We start from the raw sequence: 23,251 nt of genomic DNA, 5'->3' as shown, positions 1-23,251 counted from the left end.
CCCCAACAGGCTTGTCGCTCCTGCCCGTCGAGGGTCCCCGGGTCATCCGCCCGGGGACCCTCCTCGTATGTGAGGCTGTGCCCCATGGCTGTCGTGCGTGACCTGCGGGTACTCCTGCACCTGAGGAACTTCCGGCGCCTGCTGGCCGTACGGCTGCTCTCGCAGGGGGCCGACGGCGTCTACCAGGTCGCACTCGCCGCGTACGTGGTCTTCTCACCGGAGAAGCAGACTTCGGCGACCGCGATCGCCTCCGCCATGGCGGTACTGCTCCTGCCCTACTCCCTGGTCGGCCCTTTCGCCGGCGTCCTCCTGGACCGCTGGCGCCGCCGCCAGGTCTTCCTGTACGGCAACCTGCTACGCGCCCTTCTCGCCTGCGTGACAGCCGTCCTGATGCTGAGCCACGTCCCCGACTGGCTCTTCTACGTCTCCGCCCTCTGTGTCACCGCCGTCAACCGCTTCGTCCTGGCCGGGCTCTCGGCGTCCCTGCCGCGCGTGGTCGACGACGACCGCCTGGTGATCGCCAACTCGCTCTCCCCGACAGCGGGCACGCTCGCTGCCACCGCGGGCGGCGGACTCGCCTTCGTCGTACGGCTGGCGGGCTCCGACTCCGACGCCGCGGTGGTCCTCCTGGGCGCGGCCCTGTACCTCTGCGCGTCGCTCGCCTCCCTGCGCCTCGACCCGGAACTGCTCGGCCCCGACCCCGAGTTGGTCCAGCCCCGGCTGGGAGCCGCGCTCACCGGCACCGCGCGCGGCCTGGCGGCAGGCGTACGGCATCTGGCGGAGCCCGGGCGCCGGGAGGCGGCCTGGTCGCTGGCCGCGATGACCCTGATGCGGTTCTGCTACGGCGCCCTGACGGTCATGGTCCTCATGCTCTGCCGGTACGCCTTCTCGGACGGCTCCGACGACGGGCTGGCCCTGCTGGGCCTCGCGGTGGGTATCTCCGGGGCGGGATTCTTCGTCGCGGCCGTCATGACCCCGGCCGGGGTCGGGCGTCTCGGACCCGGCGGCTGGATCGTGGTGTGCGCCGGCGCGGCGGCGGTCCTGGTTCCCGGGCTGGGCCTGGCATTCGCCGAGGTGCCCATGCTGATCGCGGCGTTCGTCCTGGGCCTCGTCACCCAGGGCTCGAAGATCGCCACGGACACGATCGTCCAGTCCTCGGTCGCCGACGGCTTCCGCGGCCGGATCTTCTCCGTCTACGACGTCCTGTTCAACGTCGCCTTCGTCGGCGCGGCCGGAGTGGCGGCGCTGATGCTGCCCTCAGACGGCCGCTCGATGCCTCTCTTGGTCACAATCGCCGTTATCTACGGGGCAATTGCTGTGACTATGGCCCGCTTTGAACGTCAGTAAGTGTCACATGAAGGCCACAGAGAGCCTCTGAGGTGCAGAGTTGTCAGTGGGTCCCGGTAATTTACGTGCGTCTTACTTCACACCACGCACACCCATAACCAAGGGGGACCTTCAAAGTGACCACGCCGCCGCCTCCGCAGGGCGAGAACCCGTACGCTCAGACGCCCACTGCGCCTCTGACACAGCAGCCGTACGCCCCGTTCCCGAACCAGGGCGCGCCCGTGCCCCCTCCGCCCACTCCGGCGCAGCGAGGCGGCAAGAAGGCGCTGCGGATCCTTGGCGCCATAGTCGTCGGCATACTCGTGCTCGGCGTCAAGTTCGGGATCGGCTGGTGGGCTGACCGCACCGACGCGGAGACCACGTCCGTTGGCGCGTGCCTGCACAATGACGGTACCGACTCCGACGCCGACCTCAACGAGGTCGACTGCTCCTCGGACAAGGCCCAGTTCACGGTGGTCGAGAAGTTCGACGACAGCAGCGATGAGAACAAGTGCCAGACCGTCACGGAATCAACCATCTACTACGTCCAGTCGGGTAGTGGCCATGACGTCGTGCTCTGCTTGAAAGAAACCAAGTAACGCACACCCACGCTCTTACATGCCGACGGGCGTTGTTTCACGTGAAACAACGCCCTCCGCGCGTTCCGGCGCGATGTTTCACGTGAAACATCGCGCCGTTTCACAGTCTCAGCTCTGCTCGGCCCACCACTCCTTGAGCGCGGCCACTGCCGCTTCCCGCTCCATCGGCCCGTTCTCCAGCCGCAGTTCCAGCAGGAACTTGTACGCCTGCCCGATCGCCGGCCCGGGTCCGGTGCCCAGGATCTCCATGATCTGGTTGCCGTCGAGGTCGGGACGGATCGAGTCCAGCTCCTCCTGCTCCTGAAGCTGGGAGATGCGCTCCTCCAGGCCGTCGTACGCCCGCGAGAGTGCCGTGGCCCTGCGCTTGTTCCGCGTGGTGCAGTCCGAGCGGGTCAGCTTGTGCAGGCGGTCGAGGAGAGGCCCCGAGTCCCGGACATAGCGGCGGACCGCCGAGTCCGTCCACTCGCCGGTGCCGTACCCGTGGAAGCGCAGGTGGAGTTCGACCAGACGGGCGACGTCCTTAACCAGCTCGTTGGAGTACTTGAGCGCCGTCATCCGCTTCTTGGTCATCTTCGCCCCGACCACCTCGTGGTGGTGGAACGAGACCCGCCCGTCCTCCTCGAAGCGGCGGGTACGCGGCTTGCCGATGTCGTGCAGCAGCGCGGCCAGCCGGAGAACGAGATCGGGCCCGGCCTCCTCCAGTTCGATCGCCTGCTCCAGGACGATCAGCGTGTGCTCGTAGACGTCCTTGTGCCGGTGGTGCTCGTCGCGCTCCAGGCGCAGGGCCGGCAGCTCGGGCACTACGTGGTCGGCGAGGCCGGTGTCCACCAGCAGCGTCAGACCCTTGCGCGGGTGGGCGGACAGGATCAGTTTGTTGAGTTCGTCCCGGACCCGCTCGGCCGAGACGATCTCGATACGTCCTGCCATGTCGGTCATGGCGGTGACGACCTCGGGAGCCACCTCGAAGTCGAGCTGGGCTGCGAACCGCGCGGCCCGCATCATCCGCAGCGGGTCGTCCGAGAAGGAGTCCTCGGGCGTGCCCGGCGTACGCAGCACCCTCCTCGCCAGGTCCTCGCGACCGCCGTGCGGGTCGATGAACACCTTCTCCGGAAGTGCCACGGCCATCGCGTTCACCGTGAAGTCACGCCGGACCAGGTCTTCCTCGATGGAGTCGCCGTACGACACCTCGGGCTTGCGTGAGGTCCGGTCGTAGGCCTCCGACCGATACGTCGTCACCTCGATCTGGAAGCTCCGATCAGCGTCTCCGACGCGGGCGTCCTTTTGCGCCCCCACCGTGCCGAAGGCGATCCCGACCTCCCACACGGCGTCCGCCCAGGGCCGGACGATCTTCAGTACGTCCTCGGGCCGGGCGTCGGTCGTGAAGTCCAGGTCGTTGCCGAGCCGGCCCAGCAGCGCGTCCCGGACGGAACCGCCGACCAGGGCGAGTGAGAACCCGGCCTCCTGGAAACGGCGGGCAAGGTCGTCCGCGACCGGGGCCACCCGCAGCAGCTCAGTCACCGCTTGGTGCTGCGCCTGGCTCAGGGCGCTGGAATTGTCTTCGTTGGCGTTCGGCACAACAGAAAAGGGTACGTGGCCCGAGCGACAGCCCGCTCCTCCATAAAACGTCCACGCGGAACACCGGGGACTCGTCCGTCAATACACGCACATAGAGGACAGTCGGACTGGGTTCCACGATCTTGTGGAGCAGTCCGCGGCACTTCCCCTCAGCGCGCATCGTTACCATGCGTGGACGCACATTCCGACGACCACTGACGACGAGGGACGGGCGAACGCGTGGCCGAGGCGGCAGACTTCCCGGGGCTGACTCCCTCTCTCGCGCGCCGGTGGTTCCGGCGAGCCGGAGTGCTGCTCACGGGGGCGCCCCTGCTGGCCGGTCTCCTCCAACTACCCGCCGGGCAGCCCGCGTATGCCGCGGGATCCGACCCGGTGGTCGTCTCCCTCAACTCGCTAACCCCCAGCGCCCCCACGGACGGGGACACGCTGACCGTGTCCGGCACGGTGACCAACAAGGGCAAGAAGGCGGTCACGGACGCCCATGTGGACCTGCGCGTGGGGCAGCTGCTGACCACCCGCTCGGGGATCGACGACGTCGCCGCACGCACCGACTACGTGTCGGGCGCCGACGGGACGGAGGTCGGCGGCAAGTACGTCGAGAAGTTCTCGAAGCTCACTCCGGGCGTCACTCAGCCGTTCACCATCTCCGTGCCGGTCGACAAGCTGGACCTCGGCCAGGACGGCGTCTACCAGATCGGCGTCTCGCTGTCCGGCGAGACGGCCACGGCGCCCTACGAGCAGGTGCTGGGAATCCAGCGGACCTTCCTGCCGTGGCAGCCTGAGGAGGCGGACACCAGAACCCGGACGACGTATCTGTGGCCGCTGATCTCCACGGTCCACATGACGGCGGAGACCGGCCCGGGCGAACAGCAGACGCCCGTCTTCCTCAACGACGACCTCGCCGCGGAGATCTCCCCGGGCGGACGCCTGGAACAGATGCTGTCCCTGGGCAAGGGTCTCGACGTCACCTGGGTGATCGACCCCGACCTGCTGGCCTCCGTCGACGCGATGATCGGCAGCTACGGCATCCAGGGCGCGGACGGCACCAGTACGCCCGGCACCGGTCAGGCGGTCGCCAAGCAGTGGCTCGCCGAACTCCAGGACGCCGTCGAGGGCAAGGAAGTCGTCGCCCTCCCCTTCGGCGACCCCGACCTCGCCTCCATCGCGCACAACGGCAAGAACGTCACCGGCACGCTGAGCCACCTCAAGAGCGCCACGGACGTCGCCACCGACACCGTGGAGACGATCCTCCACGTCACGCCGAGCACCGACTTCGCGTGGCCGGTGAACGGCGCCGTCGACCCGTCGATCGTCAAGATCGCCACCTCGGCGGGCGCCGACAAGGTGATCGCGCGCAGCGACAGCCTGAAGGAGACCGGCGACCTGCCGTACACGCCCTCCGCGGCCCGCCCCATCGGCGGCGGCACCACAGCGGTGGTCGCGGACACGCGGCTGTCCACCGCGTTCCAGAGCGACATGACGCGTGCCGGCAGCTCCACGCTGGCGGAGCAGAAGTTCCTCGCCACGAGCCTGACCACCACCCTTCAGACCGACAAGCAGCGCACCGTCGTCGTCGCCCCGCAGCGCATGCCGTCCGCGAGCCAGGCCCAGACGATGGAGAAGGCGATCACCGCGCTCCAGGACTCGAACTGGTCCGAGTCCCAGGAACTCACCGCGAGCGCCGACACCAAGCCGGACCCGGGCGCCACCACCAAGGTGCCCTCGGCGTCCTCGTACCCCGCCACACTGCGCAGGCAACAGCTGCCGCAGTCGGCGTTCTCGCAGATCGCGACCACACAGGACAAGCTCGACAACTTCAAGGTCATCCTCACCGACAAGACACGTGTGGAGACCCCCTTCGGGCGCGCGATCAACCGTGAGATGGCCACGTCCTGGCGCGGCCGGTCCGGCGAGGCGATCAGCTTCCGCAGAGGCGTGGAGTCGCACCTCAACGAACTGACCAACCAGGTCAAGCTGATCGAGAAGTCCGAGACGAAGCTCTCCGGCGGCAGCGCCACGATCCCGGTGACCGTCCAGAACAACCTCGTCCAGCCCGTGGACAACCTCGTGCTGCGGGTCACGTCGACGAACCCGACCCGGCTCAAGATCGGTGACGACGACTACCAGGAGCAGTCCGTCGCCGTCACCGGCGGGCACAGCCAGTCGGTGAAGTTCACCACCTCGTCCAACGCCAACGGCCCGATCACCGTGATCGCCCAGCTCTACACGAAGGACGGCCAGAAGTACGGGCCGGCTGTCTCCTTCGATGTGCGGGTCACCGAGTTCACGGCCATGGCGATGCTCGTCATCGGCGGCGGCTTCCTGCTGCTCGTACTGGCCGGCCTGCGCATGTACACGCAGCGCAAGCGCGCCGCGGCCCGGCGGGCCGAGGAGCCCGGCGACGGGCACGAGGACGAAGCCACCGAAGAGAACGCCGACGGCGAGAACCACGACGGCGACGAGAGCCGTCCGAAGGGGGAGCCGGAGGCAACAGCGCAAGCGGACGCCCCGGAGCAGCCGAGTGACCCGACGCCGAACACCGCACCGGAAAGCGCCGACCCGTCCGGAACGGGTGAGAGAGTGGACCGTTGAGCGATGTCGTGGCCGGTGGGCCCGGTGAACGATGAGGTGGGGTAAGCATGAACGCGCCGTACGACGGTGACCGCGGTCAGGGCGCGGGCGACTCGGGCCACCCCGAGGGCCCGCCGCCCGAGCACGGCCAGGTGCCGGCGCAGCCCCCCGCGGACGCGTATCTCCAGGACGCCTACGCACAGGACCCGTACCGGGCGCAGGACCTCTCCGCCCAGGACCCGGTGGCCGAGGCGCTCTACGACCGCGCCGCGCACCCCCCGCCGCCCCCCGGGACCCATCAGCCGCAGCCCCCGCTCTACGGACAGCCCGCCCCGTCGCCGTACGCCCCCGACCCGAACGTGTGGGCCCAGACCCCGGCCCCCGAGCCGGACGGAGCCACGCAGTACCTGCCGTACGGCGACGATCCCCGCACCACCCAGTACGTGGGCGTCGACGCCCTGGTCTCCCAGGCCGGCGAGCAACGGCACGAGCCGGACGCCTTCGCCCATCTGTTCCGGGACCAGCAGCAGGGCAGCGGACAGGGACCCATCGAGCCTCCGGTGGTACCCGGACCGTCTCCCTCGCCCGCGCCGGGCCAGGGCGGCCCGGTCCCGCGGGCCCAGATTCCGGCGTCGGACGCCACGATGCAGCTCACCCCCCAAGCGGCGACCGCCCCAGCCGCGTCGCCGGCGGCCCCCAAGAAGGGCGGTCGGGCCACGGGCCTGCTGAAGTCGAGCGCCGTCATGGCGGCGGGCACGATGGTCTCCCGCCTCACCGGCTTCGTCCGCTCCGCACTGATCGTGTCGGCCCTCGGCGTCGGCCTGCTGGGTGACACCTTCCAGGTCGCCTATCAACTGCCGACGATGATTTACATCTTGACCGTAGGCGGCGGCCTCAATTCCGTCTTCGTACCCCAACTCGTACGCGCGATGAAAGAGGACGAGGACGGAGGCGAGTCCTACGCCAACCGTCTTCTGACCCTGGTCGTGGTAGCGCTCGGTGTACTGACCGTGCTCGCGGTCGTCGGCGCCCCCATTCTGATCCGCCTGTTGTCCGACCCGGTTGCAAGCGACCCTGCAGCCAACGAGGTCGGCATCACCTTCGTCCGGTACTTCCTGCCCTCGATCTTCTTCATGGGCGTCCACGTGGTGATGGGGCAGATCCTCAATGCACGCGGCAAGTTCGGCGCGATGATGTGGACCCCGGTTCTGAACAACATCGTCATTATCGTGACGCTGGGCATGTTCATCTGGGTCTACGGCACCGCCGCGGACTCCGGCATGAAGGTCACCACCATCCCATTGGAGGGACAGCGGCTCCTCGGCGTCGGAATCCTGCTCGGACTCGTCGTGCAGGCATTGGCGATGATCCCGTACCTGCGTGAAACGGGCTTCCGGCTGCGACTGCGCTTCGACTGGAGGGGCCACGGCCTCGGCAAGGCCGTGACGCTGGCCAAGTGGACGTTCCTCTTCGTCCTCGCCAACCAGGCTGGCGCGATCGTCGTCTCCCAGTTGTCCACCGCAGCAGGCAAGGACTCGCCGGTCGATGGCACCGGCTTTGCCGCCTACGCCAACGCTCAGCTCATCTGGGGCCTGCCGCAGGCCATCATCACGGTCTCCCTGATGGCCGCCCTGCTGCCGCGGCTGGCCCGCTCAGCCCACGAGGGCGACGCCGGAGCGGTCCGCGACGACATCTCCCAGGGGCTTCGCACCACCGCCGTCGCCATCGTGCCCATCGCCTTCGGCTTCGTGGCCCTCGGCATCCCGATGTGCACCCTGATCTTCGGCTCCTCGGGCACCGACGAGGCCACCAACATGGGCTTCATGCTGATGGCCTTCGCCCTGGGCCTGATCCCCTACTCCGTGCAGTATGTCGTCCTGCGCGCCTTCTACGCCTACGAAGACACACGCACGCCCTTCTACAACACGGTGATCGTCGCCGCCGTCAACGCGACGGCCTCCGCCCTCTGCTTTTTCCTGCTCCCGGCCCGCTGGGCCGTGGTCGGCATGGCCGCCTCGTACGGCCTCGCGTACGCGATCGGTGTCGGCGTCGCCTGGAACCGGCTGCGCAAGCGGCTGGGCGGCGACCTCGACGGCACCCGTGTCCTGCGGACATACGCCCGGCTGGGTATCGCCTCGGTACCGGCCGCGCTCCTCAGCGGCGCGGCCTGCTACGGCATCGGCCACACTCTGGGCCAGGGCGTCGGCGGCTCTTTCGTCTCCCTCCTCGGGGGCGGTGCCGTCCTGCTCGTCGTCTTCTACGTCGCCGCCCGCCGTATGCGCATTGAGGAACTGAACTCACTGGTGGGTATGGTGCGCGGGCGACTGGGGCGGTGAGTCGAGGGAAAGCGCACAACCATCGTCCACCCCCGCGTGTCGTGCAGAGCGACGGTCTGTGGGCACAATTGGGTTTGGCGTCGGAGAGCTCGCACAGGATGGGGAGGCAGGAGCGACGGTGGCGGAACGGAGCACGGCTGCCGTCGACGTGGCAGCCAACAGCGGCGACGAGCCGCTGACCGCGCAGGCGGACGAGTCCACGGCCGACGGCGCGGCCCAGAACCGGGAGCGGGACACGGAGAACGACGAGGCACAGGGGAGCGGCGGGACCGAGAGTCCCGGAAAGGCCTCACCGCCCGAACTGCACAGCGGTCACAAACTCGCCAGGCGCTACCGCCTGGAGGAGTGCGTCACCCGTCTGGACGGATTCAGCAGCTGGCGCGCGGTCGACGAGAAACTGCGTCGCGCCGTCGGTGTGCACATCCTGCCCGCGGACCACTCACGGGCGCGTTCCGTGCTGGCCGCGGCCCGCTCCTCGGCGCTTCTCGGAGACCCCCGCTTCGTGCAGGTCCTCGACGCCGTCGAGGAGAACGACCTCGTGTACGTCGTCCACGAATGGCTGCCCGACGCCACGGAGCTGACGGCGCTCCTGGCAGCCGGCCCCCTGGAGGCGCACGACGCCTACCAGATGGTCAGCCAGATCGCCTCCGCCATGGCGGCCGCCCACCGGGAGGGCCTCGCGCATCTGCGCCTGACCCCGGGCACCATCCTGCGGAGTTCGTCCGGCCAGTGGCGTGTGCGTGGCCTCGCGGTCAACGCCGCGCTGCGCGGCATCACGTCCGACACCCCGCAGCGCGCCGACACCGAGGCGATCGGCGCCCTGCTGTACGCCTCGCTCACCCAGCGCTGGCCGTACGAGAACGACGCCTACGGCCTGTCCGGGCTGCCCAAGGGCGTCGGTCTCATCGCGCCCGACCAGGTGCGGGCCGGGGTCCACCGAGGCCTGTCGGAGCTCGCGATGCGTGCGCTCGCGAACGACGGCGCCACCGCCTCACGCCACGAGTCCGCGTGCACGACGCCCGAGGAACTGGTCAAGGCGATCGGTGAGATGCCCCGCATCCGCCCGCCGGAGCCGGTCTTCACGGCCCCGCCCGACTACCAGCGCACCACGTACCAGCAGGGCTCGTACGGCCGTCAGGCGCCCCGCCCGGGCGTCACGCAGCCCCTGCCCACCCCGCCGCCTCCGCTGCAGAGCCGTACCGGCAAGGCGCTCAAGTGGGCTGTGTCGGCGTTGATCATTGCCGCGCTGGGCCTGGGCAGCTGGCAGCTGGCGGACGCGCTCATCGACCGGGGCAACAAGTCTCAGGAAACCGACAAGACCCAGACAACCGACGGTGGGAACAAGGCCCCGACGAAGCCTGTCAGCAAGCCCATCGCCATCGAAGGTGCCCGCGACTTCGACCCGCTCGGCGAGGACGGATCCGAGAACCCGAACGACATAGACAAGGTCTACGACACCGCTGCGGGTACCTACTGGCAGACGAGCTACTACACGAGTTCCGACTTCGGACGGTTGAAGTCGGGCGTCGGAGTCGTCCTCGATCTCGGCAAGGTCCAGCAGGTCGGAAAGGTGACCGTCACCTTCGTCGGCGACACCTCCGTCGAACTCCGCGCCGCCTCGGGAGACACCGGTACGGAGCCGACGACCCTGGACGGTTACACCAAGGTGGCCGAGGGCTCGGGCGCGAGTGTGACCCTCAAGCCCGGCAAGACCCTCAAGTCTCGCTATCTTCTGGTCTGGCTGACAGATCTGCCGAAGCAGGTCGACGACGGCCAGTTCCGCGGCAGGATCGTGGACGTCAAGGTGAGCAGCTGAGATGTGAAGGGGAGGGGGTCCGATGGCAGATGGCAGCACATACGGTGACACAACCGATCAGGACCTTCTCGCCCGGCATGTAGACGGCGACCCCGACGCCTTCGGTGAGATCGTGCGTCGGCATCGTGACCGGCTCTGGGCGGTGGCACTGCGGACGCTGGGAGACCGCGAGGAGGCCGCTGACGCCGTCCAGGACGCTCTCGTGTCCGCCTACCGGGCCGCCCACACCTTCCGGGGCCAGTCGGCCGTCACGACCTGGCTGCACCGCATCACGGTGAACGCCTGCCTGGACCGCGTCCGCAAAGCCGCCTCCCGCAAGACCTCTCCGGTCGACGACACCGAACGGCTGGAGCAACTGCTCGAACCGCACGAGTCGGCGTCGGCCCCTGCCGAGCGCAATGATCTGCACCGCCAGCTCATCGAAGCGCTCGGTACCCTCCCGCCCGACCAGCGCGCCGCCCTCGTCCTGGTGGACATGCAGGGCTACCCGGTCGCGGAGGCCGCCCGTGTCCTCGACGTGCCCACCGGGACGGTGAAGAGCCGCTGCGCCCGAGGCAGAGCCAGACTCCTGCCGCTCCTCACCCACCTCCGCCCGGAAAACACCGGTGACGGAAAGGAATCAGGTGACGGACGGAACCGGGCGCAGGGGACATCCGTCCCACCCGCAGTGGGACCGAAGGACGCAGGGCCAAGCGATTCGACTGCTGTGAAGGGCGGAGGTGGGCGAGCGTGACATCCACGACGGACACGGCCGGACACCCGGACGTCACGGAGATCACCGACCTCACCGAAGGCCTGCTCGCACCGTCCCGGACCTCGTACGTACGACAGCACCTCGACGAGTGCGATATCTGCGCCGACGTGTACGCCTCCCTGGAGGAGATCCGGGGCCTCCTCGGCTCAATGCCGAGCCCTGCGCGCATGCCCGACGACATCGCCGACCGTATCGACGCCGCACTCGCCGCAGAGGCCGAGGGCGCGCATGTTTCACGTGAAACATCGACTCCCCTCGACCGACCCGCCGACCGTCCGACCGGGTACGCTCACGCGGCCACCGGGCCCGGGCGCAAAGGCAGCACACGGCGCGTCCGGCGACGGACCATTGTCCTGGGCACCGCCTTCACCGCCGCCGCCCTGGGGCTCGGCTCCCTGCTGGTGTCGTCTCTGGGCGATGACAACAAGCACCCCCAGGCCGCGAGCACGTTCTCCGGGCAAAAGGTGGAGAGCCAGGTCGCCGAACTCCTCAAGGGCCAGGGCGGCAAGAAGACAACCCGCAGCGGGGGACCGTCGGTCGGCATAAAGAGTCACCCCAGTGACCTGACGCCCGACGAACACGGTGACACCATCAAGCTCCAGCCGACGTCGGTGCCCGCGTGCGTCCTGAAAGGCATCGGGCGCACCGACACATCCGTCCTCGGCGTCAAGGAAGGCACCTACGACGACACCGACGCGTACCTCGTGCTGCTGCCCGCAGCGGGCGACAGCAACCGCGTCACCGCTTACGTCGTCGACTCGGCCTGTGTGAAGCAGCCGTCGGTCCCCGCAGAGGTTCTGCTGACGCAGTCCTACGCGCGTTCCTGAGCGCGGACACTACGACTCCCCTCCCCTTGGCCGGCCCTTGGCGTTCCTTGGCGAGTGACGCCCCTGTGTGCCCGGACACAGCGGGAATGCGGGCCCCGTAGGATCCGTTGGGTGGGGTGAGAGTTCTGAGAGAGGCTCCCACCGGTCAGACGAAGCCGTCCAGAAACGAGGAAACACGCCGTGAGCGACGTCCGTAACGTGATCATCATCGGCTCAGGGCCCGCCGGCTACACGGCGGCGCTCTATACCGCTCGCGCGTCGCTGAAGCCTCTGGTCTTCGAGGGCGCCGTCACCGCCGGTGGCGCGCTCATGAACACCACCGAGGTGGAGAACTTCCCCGGCTTCCAGGACGGCATCATGGGCCCCGAGCTCATGGACAACATGCGCGCCCAGTCCGAGCGCTTCGGCGCTGAGCTCGTTGCGGACGACATCGTCGCCGTCGACCTCACGGGTGACATCAAGACGGTCACGGACACCGCGGGCACCGTGCACAAGGCGAAGGCCGTCATCGTCGCCACCGGCTCGCAGCACCGCAAGCTCGGTCTGCCGAACGAGGACGCCCTGTCCGGCCGTGGCGTCTCCTGGTGTGCGACATGTGACGGCTTCTTCTTCAAGGACCAGGACATCGCCGTGATCGGCGGCGGCGACACCGCGATGGAGGAGGCAACCTTCCTCTCCCGCTTCGCCAAATCGGTGACGATCGTCCACCGCCGTGACACGCTGCGCGCCTCCAAGACCATGCAGGAGCGCGCCTTCGCCGACCCGAAGATCAAGTTCGTCTGGGACAGCGAGGTCGCCGAGATCCAGGGCGACCCCAAGCTCGCCGGACTGAAGCTGCGCAACCTCAAGACCGGCGAACTGTCCGACCTGGCCGTGACGGGCCTGTTCATCGCTGTCGGCCACGACCCGCGGACCGAACTCTTCAAGGGTCAGCTGGACCTCGACGAAGAGGGCTACCTGAAGGTCGAATCGCCCTCGACGCGCACCAACCTGAGCGGTGTCTTCGGCGCCGGAGACGTGGTCGACCACACCTACCGCCAGGCGATCACCGCGTCCGGCACCGGCTGCGCCTCCGCTCTGGACGCCGAGCGCTTCCTCGCCGCCCTGGCGGACAGCGAGCAGCAGGCCGAGCCCGAGAAGACCTCTGTCTGACCCCCAACCGCCCCACCGCAGCATCGAGTTAAGGAGCCCCCTGTGGCCGGCACCCTGAAGAACGTGACCGAAGACTCCTTCGACGAGGACGTCCTGAAGAACGACAAGCCCGTCCTGGTGGACTTCTGGGCTGCCTGGTGCGGCCCGTGCCGCCAGATCGCGCCGTCGCTCGAGGCGATCGCCGCCGAGTACGGCGACAAGATCGAGGTCGTCAAGCTCAACATCGACGAGAACCCGGGTATCGCCGCCAAGTACGGCGTGATGTCCATCCCGACCCTGAACGTCTACCAGGGTGGCGAGGTCGCCAAGACCATCGTCGGCGCCAAGCCGAAGGCCGCGATCGTGCGCGACCTCGAGGACTTCATCGGCTAGCACTTCCGCGCGACAGCCGATGTTTCACGTGAAACACGAGTGGGCCGACCCGAAAGGGTCGGCCCACTCGCTTTGTATCGCTTCTCAGAGCGGCCGAAGCGCAGGCTCCTTCTGCACTGCTCCCAGCAGCCGGTCGAGTGCCATCTCCACGTCTTCCTTCCAGGAGAGCGTCGTCCGCAGCTCCAGTCGAAGCCGAGGGTGCACGGGGTGGGGGCGCACCGTCTTGAAGCCCACAGCGAGCAGATGGTCTGCGGGCAGGACGCAGGCCGTCTCCTTCCAGCGGGCGTCCCCGAAAGCCTCGATCGCCTTGAAGCCCCTCCGCAGAAGATCCTTGGCCACCGTCTGCACCATCACGCGCCCCAGTCCCTGTCCCTGGTAACCCGGCATGATGAAGGCGGTCATCAGCTGCACCGCGTCAGGCGAGACCGGGCTCGTGGGAAACGCCGTGGCCCGGGGAACGTAAGCCGGAGGCGCGTAGAGCGCAAAGCCCACCGGATTGTCGTCGACGTAGACGACACGACCGCAGGAACCCCAGTCGAGGAGAACGGCGGAGATCCACGCTTCCTTCTCCAGTGCGGGTGTCCCCGCCTTTACCGCGGCTTCCCCGCTGACGGGGTCCAGCTCCCAGAAGACGCACGTGCGGCAGCGCTTGGGAAGGTCCGGAAGGTTGTCCAGCGTGAGCGGTACGAGCCGACGCCCCATGAAGGCTGTTCCTCGCTTCCTTCGCCCGCAGCGTCGCGAGCGGCTGTCAGAGCGTTTCGTTCCCTGACCAGACTGCCGACGAACCCGCCGACGGCGCCCAGTCCCAGACCCGCGCTCATCAGTCCGGTGCGGCTCACGATTCGCATGACCCCCGCCTCCCCAACTCAGAGGTGCTGCCAGGTGGATGCGCCATACCCAATCGCATCGTATCGACGAAGCGATTGCATCGATACCGCATGGAAGCAAAGAGCGGGCTGTGTCCGGTGTGCACCAGACACAGCCCGCTCCGGCCGTCGATCGAGCGGAAACCGCCCGGGCCGGCCAAGCTCCTCAGTCCTCCGACTCCTCGGAGTCGTCGTCCAGAAGGCTCTTCTGAAGGACCGGCCCCTCACCCGGGGCGAGGGAGCTGAGAATGCGCTCAAGGTCCTCCATCGAGGCGAACTCGACGGTGATCTTGCCCTTCTTCTGTCCCAGGTCGACCTTCACCCGCGTCTCGAAGCGGTCCGAGAGGCGTCCGGCCAGATCCGTCAGTGCCGGAGACACCAGGGCGCCGGCCCGCGGCCCCTTGCCCCTCGTGGCCGCCTGCGGCCGTGAACCCATCAGGGTCACGATCTCCTCGACGGCCCGTACCGACAGCCCCTCGGCCACGATCCGGTGAGCCAGCCTGTCCTGCTCCTCCGAATCGTCCACGGAGAGAAGCGCCCGGGCGTGCCCGGCGGACAGGACTCCGGCGGCCACCCGGCGCTGGACCGCCGGAGAGAGCTTCAGCAGACGCAGGGTGTTGGAGACCTGCGGGCGGGAACGGCCGATCCGGTCCGCCAGCTGATCGTGCGTGCAGTGGAAGTCCTTGAGCAGCTGATCGTAGGCCGCTGCCTCTTCCAGCGGGTTCAGCTGAGCCCGGTGGAGGTTTTCCAGCAGCGCGTCCAGGAGGAGCTTCTCGTCATCCGTGGCCCGCACGATCGCCGGGATCGCCTCCAGGCCCGCTTCCCTGCACGCCCTCCAGCGCCGTTCGCCCATGATGAGCTCGTAGCTGGTGGGACCCACCTGCCGTACGACGACAGGCTGGAGGAGACCGACCTCCTTGATGGAGGTGACCAGTTCTGCCAGTGCGTCCTCGTCGAACACATCCCGCGGCTGTCGCGGGTTCGGCGTGATCGAGTCGATGGGCAGCTCGGCGAAGTGAGCACCGATCGGCGGCGCCGGTGCCTCTCCGAAGCCGTTCGAGGAATCGTCCTCTGTTTCACGTGAAACATTCGGCAGCGAAGCCAGCCTCGCCGCAGCCACTCCGCGCTCGGCGGTGAGGACCGGGACCGCCGCCGGTGAGGTGGAGGCCGCGCCCCCCATCGCCGGTGGCGTCGGCCTGTCTCCTGTCGGTGCCGATGGGATCAGTGCGCCGAGACCACGGCCCAACCCCCTCCGTCGCTCGCTCACTGGATACCCTCCACGATGCTCTGTTCGTTCTGTGCGCCGATGTGGACGTGCTGCGCGTCATAGCTGACGCCGACACCCTTCAGCGCGATTTCCCGGGCCGCCTCAAGATAGGACAGGGCCCCACTCGATCCTGGATCGTAGGTGAGCACCGTCTGTCCATAGCTCGGCGCCTCGGAGATACGGACCGAGCGCGGAATGCTCGTCCGCAGCACCTCGTCGCCGAAGTGGTTGCGCACCTCGTCCGCGACCTGGGACGCGAGACGCGTCCGGCCGTCGTACATGGTGAGCAGAATCGTCGTTACCTGAAGGTCGCGGTTGAGGTGAGCCCGCACCAGATCGACGTTGCGCAACAGCTGACCCAGGCCTTCCAGCGCGTAGTACTCGCACTGGATCGGGATGAGCACCTCGGCACCGGCGACCAGTGCGTTGACCGTCAGCAGACCCAGCGAGGGCGGGCAGTCGATGAGGATGTAGTCCAGAGGCTGCTCATACGCCTGGATCGCTCGCTCGAGCCGGCTCTCTCGCGCCACCAGCGACACCAGCTCGATCTCCGCACCGGCGAGATCGATGGTGGCAGGTGCACAGAAGAGGCCCTCGACGTCGGGGACCGGTTGAACGACTTCCGAGAGTGGCCTGCTGTCGATCAGCACGTCATAGATGGAAGGAACGTCGGCGTGATGGTCGATCCCCAGCGCCGTGGAAGCGTTGCCCTGAGGGTCGAGGTCCACGACCAGAACGCGGGCCCCGTGCAGGGCCAGCGAGGCGGCTAGGTTGACGGTTGTTGTCGTCTTCCCCACTCCGCCCTTCTGGTTGGCGACCACCATGACACGGGTCCGCTCCGGCCGTGGCAGGCCTTCGCCGGCCCGCCCCAGAGCCTCCACCGCCAATTGGGCAGCACGACCGATGGGAGTGTCGTCCATCGGGGGCGGTGTTTCACGTGAAACATCCTGCCCGATCGACTCGGTTCGGGGACCGGGGACCGGATCGGTCATCGGTCCCGCGATGTTGGCGTTGGACCGCAAGGATTCACTCTCCTCGACATCAGGCTCGCAATGAACAGAGCCTGCCATGCCTTCGGGGTCGTGAACCAGTGAGGCCTGGTGTTCTGTGGAGAAATCCACCTCTGTGGACAACTCCGTTACCTCTCTGGGTGAACCGAGAGGCTTTCGGTCGCGGGGGGCGGCCGCGGCCCGGCCGCGGCTGATGATGCCGTGCAGCAGTGAGCGACGTTTCACGTGAAACAAGATGCCCAGGTGCGAGGGCCATGGCCGCGCGACACTCCGAGATGCGTAGGTTAGGCAGCTTGTGTGGAGTACGTCTCGTCGTCAGGACGGATCAACGAACGGGAAGATCAGCGTCGCCGTCGCGCCCGCCCCGTCCGGGCAGCCTTGGCCCGCTTCGCCGCGAACCGCACTCCACCGGGACTCTCACCGACCTCGACCCGCACGACGGTCGACAGCGGGTCCACCACACCCTCACCCACATGCAGGATGGACGTCTCGACCGCCCCGAGCTTGCTCAGCGCGGTGGCCGAGGCCTTCAGCTCCTCCTCGGCGGTGTCCCCCTTGAGCGCGAGCATCTCCCCGTACGGACGCAGCAAGGGAATGCCCCAGGCGGCCAGCCGGTCCAGCGGAGCCACTGCACGTGCCGTCACCACATGGACCGGCTGGAGCGTCCCCATGACCTCCTCGGCACGGCCACGGATGACCGTCACATGGTCCAGGCCCAGCAGCTCGACGACCTCACTGAGAAAGTTGGTCCGCCGCAGCAGGGGCTCCAGCAGCGTGATCTTCAGGTCCTCCCTGACCAGCGCCAGCGGAATGCCGGGCAGACCTGCCCCCGAACCCACATCGCACACCGTCACGTTCTCCGGCACGACCTCGGAGAGCACCGCACAGTTCAACAGGTGCCGCTCCCACAGGCGCGGCACCTCACGCGGGCCGATCAGACCGCGCTGCACACCGGCCTCCGCGAGCAGTTCCGCGTATCGGACCGCGTCCGCGAAGCGATCGCCGAACACCTCGCGCGCCTGCTCGGGCGCCGGGGGGAGCTCCGCTGCCTCCGTCACGGGGGACCGTCCTTCCGTACCGCATGAGCGCACTGCGCGCTGTTCACCAGGACTACAGGGACTGGAGCTGTCGAGGACCACACGGGGACGAACAGAGGACCAACAGCTGCCGGGGACTACAGGCTGACAAAGTTCGGCCCCGTCTGCGCAACAGACGGGGCCGGAGGGTCGTACGTACCGGTCAGGCGGGAAGGACGACGACGAAGCGCTCCGGCTCCTCGCCCTCGGACTCGCTGCGCAGACCGGCGGCCTTCACCGCGTCGTGCACGACCTTGCGCTCGAACGGGGTCATCGGCTTCATCTTGACGGGCTCGCCGGAGCTCTTGACCTCGGCCGCGGCCTTGGCGCCCAGCTCCGAGAGCTCCTCACGCTTCTTGGCGCGGTAGCCCGCGATGTCGAGCATCAGCCGGCTGCGGTCCCCGGTCTCCCGGTGCACGGCCAGGCGCGTGAGTTCCTGGAGGGCCTCCAGCACCTCGCCGTCCCGGCCGACCAGCTTCTGCAGGTCTCGGCCGCCCCCTTCGCTGATGATGGAGACAGCGGCGCGGTCGGCCTCGACGTCCATGTCGATGTCGCCGTCGAGGTCGGCGATGTCCAGCAGACCCTCGAGGTAGTCCGCCGCGATCTCACCCTCCTGCTCCAGGCGGGACAGGGTGTCGACACCCTCGGCAGCGGCGGAGGTGGTGGTGCCTTCCGTCACGGGATGGACTCCTTCTTACTTCTTGGACGGGGACTTGGGGCGCTGCGGACCCTTGCGCTGTCCGGACTGGGCCTTGCTGCGGGTACCGGAACCGGGCTTGGAGGCTGCCTGCTTGGCGGCCCCTCCGGCCGGCTTGGCGTCCTGCGGCTCGTCGGACTTGATCAGCGACGTCGGGGAGGTGTCCGGCTCGGCACCACCCGCGGGCTTGGCGCCCGACTGACGCTGGGACTTGCTCTGACGCTTGGGCTGCTGGCGCTTGGCGGTGGCGCTGGTGGGCGTACCGTCCTCGGTCTCGGCGACATCGGCGTTCACGCCCGCCGTCACCGTGCCGTCGGGCTGGGCCGCCAGGCCCGCCTTGTTGATAGCGGTGATGAACTTGCGCTCGAACTCGTTGCGGTCACGGCCCTTGGCGACGATGGCCTTCACGATGGCGCGCTCACCGCGGCTGCGGGTCTTGCCGTGGTGCGTGACGTGCTTGTAGAGGCGCTCCAGGTAGGCGGCCTGCGCCTTGCTGCCCGGGGTCGGGTTGTTGCGGATCACGTACATCTGCTGGCCCATGGTCCACACGTTGGTGGTCAGCCAGTAGACGAGGACACCGACCGGGAAGTTGATGCCGAAGAAGGCGAACATGACCGGGAAGACGTACATCAGCATCTTCTGCTGCTGCATGAACGGCGTCTTCACCGTGGTGTCGACGTTCTTCGTCATCAGCTGGCGCTGCGTGTAGAACTGCGACGCCGACATCAGGACGATCATGATCGCGGTGACGACGCGTACATCGGTGACCGTGGCGCCCAGAGCCTGGACGGTGCTGGAGCCGTCCCTGAACTTCGCGGCGAGCGGGGCACCGAAGATGTGCGCCTTACGGGCGCTGGCCAGCAGCGAGTCGTTGATGACACCGATGGTGTCGCCCGTCGCGATGCCGTTGAGCACGTGGTACAGGGCAAAGAAGAACGGGGACTGCGCCAGGATGGGAAGGCACGAGGAGAGCGGGTTGGTGCCCGTCTCCTTGTACAGCTTCATCATCTCTTCGGACTGACGCTGCTTGTCGTTCTTGTAGCGCTCCTGGATCTTCTTCATCTCGGGCTGCAGTGTCTGCATGGCCCGAGTCGACTTGATCTGCTTCACGAAGAGCGGGATCAGGCAGATACGGATCAGGATCACCAGGGACACGATGGACAAGCCCCAGGCCCAGCCGGTGTCGGGGCCGAAGATCGCGCCGTACACCTTGTGGAACTGGACGATGACCCAGGAAACGGGTGTCGTGATGAAGCTGAAAATGCTGGCAATCGTGTCCACTAATCATGCTCCTTGGACATGGGACGGGGTCTCGGCGGCCGGACTCGAGGGGTTCTGGCCCTCGATGGCCGCGCCGGCGGCGGAGGTCCCGCCCTTGCGTGCGTGCCAGGCGTTGCGCAGCATTTCGTGCCACCGCGGACGCTTCCGCGGCGGGACATGGTCCACGCCGCCGAGCGACCACGGGTTGCACCGCAGGATGCGCCAGGCGGTGAGCGCCGTCCCCTTGACCGCACCGTGCCGGTCGATGGCTGTATGGCCGTAGTGGGAACACGACGGGTAGTACTTGCACACCGGTCCGAGCAGCGGACTGATCGTCCACTGGTACAGCTTGATCAGAGCCAGCAGCGGGTACTTCATCGCGCGCCCCCTCCCAGCAGCCGCTGCAGAGCGGCGTCCAGGTCTCGGGCCAACTGTGCATGGTCGGCATCGCCCGCACCGGGCAACGCTCGTACGACTACCAGGCTACCGGGGGGCAGCTCGGCGACTCGGTCGCGCATCAGGTGGCGAAGCCTGCGCTTCACCTTGTTGCGGACGACGGCGCCGCCGACTGCCTTGCTGACGACGAAACCCGCACGCGTCGGGGGAGCGCTCTCCCCAGGCGCGTGCGGGTCCGTGGTACCGCTACGAAGATGGACGACGAGGAGCGGGCGGCCGGCCCGGCGACCCCGTCGTACCGCGGTCGCGAAGTCCTCGCGCCGCCTCAGCCGATGCTCGGTAGGCAGCACGACGTCATGACCTGATCAGGATCAGGCGGACAGGCTCGCGCGACCCTTGCCACGGCGGTTCGCGAGAATCGCGCGACCGGCACGGGTACGCATCCGCAGGCGGAAGCCGTGGGTCTTCGCGCGGCGACGGTTGTTCGGCTGGAAGGTGCGCTTGCTCACTCGGGGGCTCCAGAAAGAATCGGTAGGTACCGGGGTGCCGTCTTGGCTGTCACCGTGCGCCCACGAGTAGCTCGCTTACGCCCGATTGCACCGCTCCCGATCACTGAAGGATGCCCTGGTAGGAGCACTCCACGTGATCTATGCCCATCGGAGGCAGGCGGCAGCAGCCATCGACAACTCGACCTGGTCACGGTACGCGGGGCTACGCCATCCGGTCAAACCAGCACCCGGGGCGAGACACTATCCACAGCCTGGGGACAACAACTTGAACCGCACCCGTCGCCCTGACTACCTTGGCCGGACTCCCTATCGCCCGTCCCACCCGATGTACATCCCGATACGTCCCAGAACCACACGTTCGTGGGACCCGTGAGAGAGCGTGCCCTGTGGCTGACGTACCTGCCGATCTTGCCGCAGTGTGGCCACGAGTGCTGGAACATCTCCTCGGTGAGGGCCGTGGACAGGGCGTCGAGGTGAAGGACGAGCGCTGGATCAGGCGCTGTGAGCCGCTGGCCCTGGTCGCGGACACCGCACTCCTCGCCGTACCGAACGAGTTTGCGAAAGGCGTGCTCGAAGGCCGCCTCGCGCCGATCGTCAGCGAGACACTCAGCCGCGAGTGCGGCCGGCCGATCCGCATCGCGATCACCGTGGACGACTCCGTCGGCGAGCCCTCCCCGCCCGCGCCCGTCCCCCCGCAGTCGCGCTACGAGGACTCCGAGCTCCCCCCGGCCCGCGACCCCTACCAGGGATACGGCCGCCACCGCGCCGACGACCACTCCCAGCCCCGCGACGGCCAGCAGCCCTCCCACGCGGACCAGCTCCCGACCGCCCGCCCCGCCTACCCTTCCGAGTACCAGCGCCCCGAGCCCGGCGCCTGGCCCCGGCCGATGCAGGACGACTACGGCTGGCAACAGCCCCGGCTCGGCTTCCCGGAACGCGACCCGTACGCGTCACCGTCCTCCGACTACCGCCCGCAGCCACCGCGCGACCGCTCGCCGTACGAGCAACAGCGCTCCGAGTACGAACAGCAGCGTTCCGACTACGGACAGCAGCGCTCGGACTACGAGCAGCGCGACGGCCGCCGCGACCTGTCGGACTCCCAGTCGGGCGGCGGTCACGCGCACCGGGGCGGACCCGGAGGGCCCGGGGGCGCCGTGCGTCCCGGCGGTGGCGCCCCCGGTTCACCGGCCTCGCGACAGGCCCCGGCACCGGGTCCCGGCGAGCCCACCGCACGTCTGAACCCCAAGTACCTGTTCGACACGTTCGTCATCGGGGCGTCGAACCGTTTCGCCCACGCGGCCGCCGTCGCCGTGGCCGAGGCACCCGCGAAGGCGTACAACCCCCTCTTCATCTATGGGGAGTCCGGACTTGGCAAGACGCACCTGCTGCACGCGATCGGGCACTACGCGCGGAGCCTCTACCCCGGCACGCGTGTGCGATATGTGAGCTCGGAGGAGTTCACCAACGAGTTCATCAACTCCATCCGCGACGGCAAGGGCGACAGCTTCCGCAAGCGCTACCGCGAGATGGACATCCTGCTCGTCGACGACATCCAGTTCCTCGCGGACAAGGAGTCGACGCAGGAGGAGTTCTTCCACACCTTCAACACGCTCCACAACGCCAACAAGCAGATCGTGCTGTCCAGCGACCGGCCGCCGAAGCAGCTCGTCACGCTGGAGGACCGGCTGCGGAACCGTTTCGAGTGGGGGCTGATCACCGACGTCCAGCCGCCCGAGCTGGAGACGCGTATCGCCATCCTCCGTAAGAAAGCGGTCCAGGAGCAGCTCAACGCCCCGCCCGAGGTCCTGGAGTTCATCGCCTCCCGCATCTCGCGCAACATCCGCGAGCTGGAGGGCGCGCTGATCCGAGTGACGGCGTTCGCCTCGCTCAACCGGCAGCCGGTGGACCTCGGTCTCACGGAGATCGTCCTCAAGGACCTGATCCCGGGCGGCGAGGACTCGACCCCCGAGATCACCGCGCCGGCCATCATGGCGGCAACCGCCGACTACTTCGGCCTCACGGTCGAGGACCTCTGCGGCAGCTCACGCGGCCGCCAGCTCGTCACGGCCCGCCAGATCGCCATGTACCTGTGCCGGGAGCTCACGGACCTCTCCCTGCCGAAGATCGGGGCGCAGTTCGGCGGCCGCGACCACACCACGGTGATGCACGCCGACCGCAAGATCCGCGCGCTGATGGCGGAGCGGCGCTCCATCTACAACCAGGTCACCGAGCTGACCAACCGCATCAAGAACGGCTGACGGCAGCACACTCACGGCACCGAGGGCGCCCCGGGACACGGTCCCGAGGGCGCCCTTCGCCGTTCTCCGGCGGTCTCCTGAGCGGTTGATGGCGCTTCCCCGCCGGTTTCGGCGCCCGTCGGGCGTTGCCGCTCCGCAACCCACTGTTCGAATGCGGGCCGGGTTACGGCCACCCTCCACAGATTTGGTGACTTTCTCGCGTCCACACCCTGGGGACCGCGAAGTTGTCCAGACTGTGTCCACAGGCGAGGCTGGCGATAGACCATCAGACCAGGTCAGGTGGTTGTGGATTGGTGGACAAAAGATCTCCACAGGCTGTGGACAAGAAAATGATCCACAGGCTGTGCACGGAGTTGTCCACCGGTGGCCCACAGGCTGCGGCCGGTTGTCCCCAGCGATCACCGGCTTCTCCACACCTCTGTCCACTGTTCGGCAACACGACGCGCCTCCTCACCACGTCGAGTGAAAGGCGTCACACCAAGGCGTCAGGTTGGGCTGTGGGAAAGGTGGGTAAAGCTGGGGACGGTCCTGGGGAGAAGTAGCCCCCGCCTGTGCATGGGGTGTGCAGAACTTTCTGTTCTCCA

General features: G+C 68.0%; 20 protein-coding genes. 10 read left to right on the top strand and 10 right to left on the bottom strand.

Annotated features, from left to right (window positions below; genetic code table 11):
* The first annotated feature begins 84 nt into the window (after window positions 1-84).
* Window positions 85-1,347, top strand: a complete 1,263-nt coding sequence (locus OG241_RS28750; RefSeq protein WP_405819216.1) for an MFS transporter — start codon at window positions 85-87, stop codon at window positions 1,345-1,347.
* Between the two features lie 116 nt (window positions 1,348-1,463).
* Window positions 1,464-1,925 carry a hypothetical protein gene (locus OG241_RS28745; protein ID WP_405819214.1) on the top strand — a complete coding sequence of 154 codons (462 nt, stop codon included), beginning with the start codon at window positions 1,464-1,466 and terminating at the stop codon, window positions 1,923-1,925.
* A 108-nt stretch (window positions 1,926-2,033) separates the two neighbouring features.
* Here OG241_RS28745 and OG241_RS28740 read toward each other — a convergent pair whose 3' ends face one another.
* Window positions 2,034-3,500, bottom strand: a complete 1,467-nt coding sequence (locus OG241_RS28740) for a CCA tRNA nucleotidyltransferase (RefSeq protein ID WP_405819212.1) — start codon at window positions 3,498-3,500, stop codon at window positions 2,034-2,036.
* A gap of 219 nt (window positions 3,501-3,719) precedes the next feature.
* Here OG241_RS28740 and OG241_RS28735 point away from each other — a divergent pair, with 219 nt between their 5' ends.
* The 7 genes from OG241_RS28735 (at window position 3,720) to trxA (ending at window position 13,328) form a co-directional block, all read left to right on the top strand.
* Window positions 3,720-6,092, top strand: coding sequence for a DUF6049 family protein (locus OG241_RS28735; protein ID WP_405819210.1), 2,373 nt, complete (start codon window positions 3,720-3,722; stop codon window positions 6,090-6,092).
* Window positions 6,093-6,139: 47 nt separating this feature from the next.
* Window positions 6,140-8,407 (top strand): murein biosynthesis integral membrane protein MurJ, encoded by a 2,268-nt coding sequence (gene murJ / locus OG241_RS28730; RefSeq protein WP_405819209.1) that lies wholly within the window; start codon window positions 6,140-6,142, stop codon window positions 8,405-8,407.
* Window positions 8,408-8,525: 118 nt separating this feature from the next.
* Window positions 8,526-10,223 carry a protein kinase family protein gene (locus OG241_RS28725; protein ID WP_405819208.1) on the top strand — a complete coding sequence of 566 codons (1,698 nt, stop codon included), beginning with the start codon at window positions 8,526-8,528 and terminating at the stop codon, window positions 10,221-10,223.
* A 22-nt stretch (window positions 10,224-10,245) separates the two neighbouring features.
* A complete protein-coding gene (sigM, locus tag OG241_RS28720; protein ID WP_405819206.1) occupies window positions 10,246-10,956 on the top strand; it encodes an RNA polymerase sigma factor SigM in 711 nt (236 codons plus the stop codon).
* Complete coding sequence (locus OG241_RS28715) at window positions 10,953-11,804, top strand: anti-sigma factor family protein (RefSeq protein ID WP_405819204.1); 852 nt, start codon at window positions 10,953-10,955, stop codon at window positions 11,802-11,804. Before sigM ends, OG241_RS28715 begins: the two co-directional genes overlap by 4 nt.
* 180 nt (window positions 11,805-11,984) lie before the next feature.
* Complete coding sequence (gene trxB / locus OG241_RS28710; RefSeq protein ID WP_405819202.1) at window positions 11,985-12,956, top strand: thioredoxin-disulfide reductase; 972 nt, start codon at window positions 11,985-11,987, stop codon at window positions 12,954-12,956.
* A gap of 42 nt (window positions 12,957-12,998) precedes the next feature.
* Window positions 12,999-13,328, top strand: coding sequence for a thioredoxin (trxA, locus tag OG241_RS28705; RefSeq protein WP_369029134.1), 330 nt, complete (start codon window positions 12,999-13,001; stop codon window positions 13,326-13,328).
* 84 nt (window positions 13,329-13,412) lie between these two features.
* Here trxA and OG241_RS28700 read toward each other — a convergent pair whose 3' ends face one another.
* From OG241_RS28700 to rpmH, 9 genes are all read right to left on the bottom strand, one after another.
* Window positions 13,413-14,030: a GNAT family N-acetyltransferase gene (locus OG241_RS28700; RefSeq protein ID WP_334590082.1), complete on the bottom strand. Its 618-nt coding sequence runs from the start codon at window positions 14,028-14,030 to the stop codon at window positions 13,413-13,415.
* A 330-nt stretch (window positions 14,031-14,360) separates the two neighbouring features.
* Window positions 14,361-15,461, bottom strand: a complete 1,101-nt coding sequence (locus OG241_RS28695; RefSeq protein WP_405819199.1) for a ParB/RepB/Spo0J family partition protein — start codon at window positions 15,459-15,461, stop codon at window positions 14,361-14,363.
* Window positions 15,458-16,531, bottom strand: a complete 1,074-nt coding sequence (locus OG241_RS28690) for a ParA family protein (protein ID WP_405826469.1) — start codon at window positions 16,529-16,531, stop codon at window positions 15,458-15,460. Before OG241_RS28690 ends, OG241_RS28695 begins: the two co-directional genes overlap by 4 nt.
* Window positions 16,532-16,812: 281 nt before the next feature.
* Window positions 16,813-17,529, bottom strand: coding sequence for a 16S rRNA (guanine(527)-N(7))-methyltransferase RsmG (gene rsmG, locus OG241_RS28685; RefSeq protein ID WP_405819197.1), 717 nt, complete (start codon window positions 17,527-17,529; stop codon window positions 16,813-16,815).
* Window positions 17,530-17,710: 181 nt separating this feature from the next.
* Window positions 17,711-18,226, bottom strand: a complete 516-nt coding sequence (locus tag OG241_RS28680) for a protein jag (protein WP_405819195.1) — start codon at window positions 18,224-18,226, stop codon at window positions 17,711-17,713.
* Window positions 18,227-18,241: 15 nt separating this feature from the next.
* Window positions 18,242-19,525, bottom strand: coding sequence for a membrane protein insertase YidC (gene yidC / locus OG241_RS28675; protein ID WP_405819193.1), 1,284 nt, complete (start codon window positions 19,523-19,525; stop codon window positions 18,242-18,244).
* Window positions 19,526-19,528: 3 nt separating this feature from the next.
* Window positions 19,529-19,882, bottom strand: a complete 354-nt coding sequence (yidD, locus tag OG241_RS28670; RefSeq protein ID WP_105970238.1) for a membrane protein insertion efficiency factor YidD — start codon at window positions 19,880-19,882, stop codon at window positions 19,529-19,531.
* Complete coding sequence (gene rnpA, locus OG241_RS28665) at window positions 19,879-20,250, bottom strand: ribonuclease P protein component (RefSeq protein WP_235476823.1); 372 nt, start codon at window positions 20,248-20,250, stop codon at window positions 19,879-19,881. The genes yidD and rnpA overlap by 4 nt, the downstream gene beginning before the upstream one ends.
* A 21-nt stretch (window positions 20,251-20,271) precedes the next feature.
* Window positions 20,272-20,409 (bottom strand): 50S ribosomal protein L34, encoded by a 138-nt coding sequence (gene rpmH, locus OG241_RS28660; protein ID WP_006381191.1) that lies wholly within the window; start codon window positions 20,407-20,409, stop codon window positions 20,272-20,274.
* A gap of 386 nt (window positions 20,410-20,795) precedes the next feature.
* Between rpmH and dnaA the strand changes: the two genes are divergently transcribed.
* A complete protein-coding gene (gene dnaA / locus OG241_RS28655) occupies window positions 20,796-22,667 on the top strand; it encodes a chromosomal replication initiator protein DnaA (protein ID WP_405819190.1) in 1,872 nt (623 codons plus the stop codon).
* Window positions 22,668-23,251 lie beyond the last annotated feature (584 nt).

Source organism: Streptomyces sp. NBC_01390 (assembly GCF_045040105.1).
In the GTDB taxonomy this organism is placed as follows: domain Bacteria; phylum Actinomycetota; class Actinomycetes; order Streptomycetales; family Streptomycetaceae; genus Streptomyces.
This window is presented reverse-complemented; position numbering and strand designations above follow the sequence as displayed.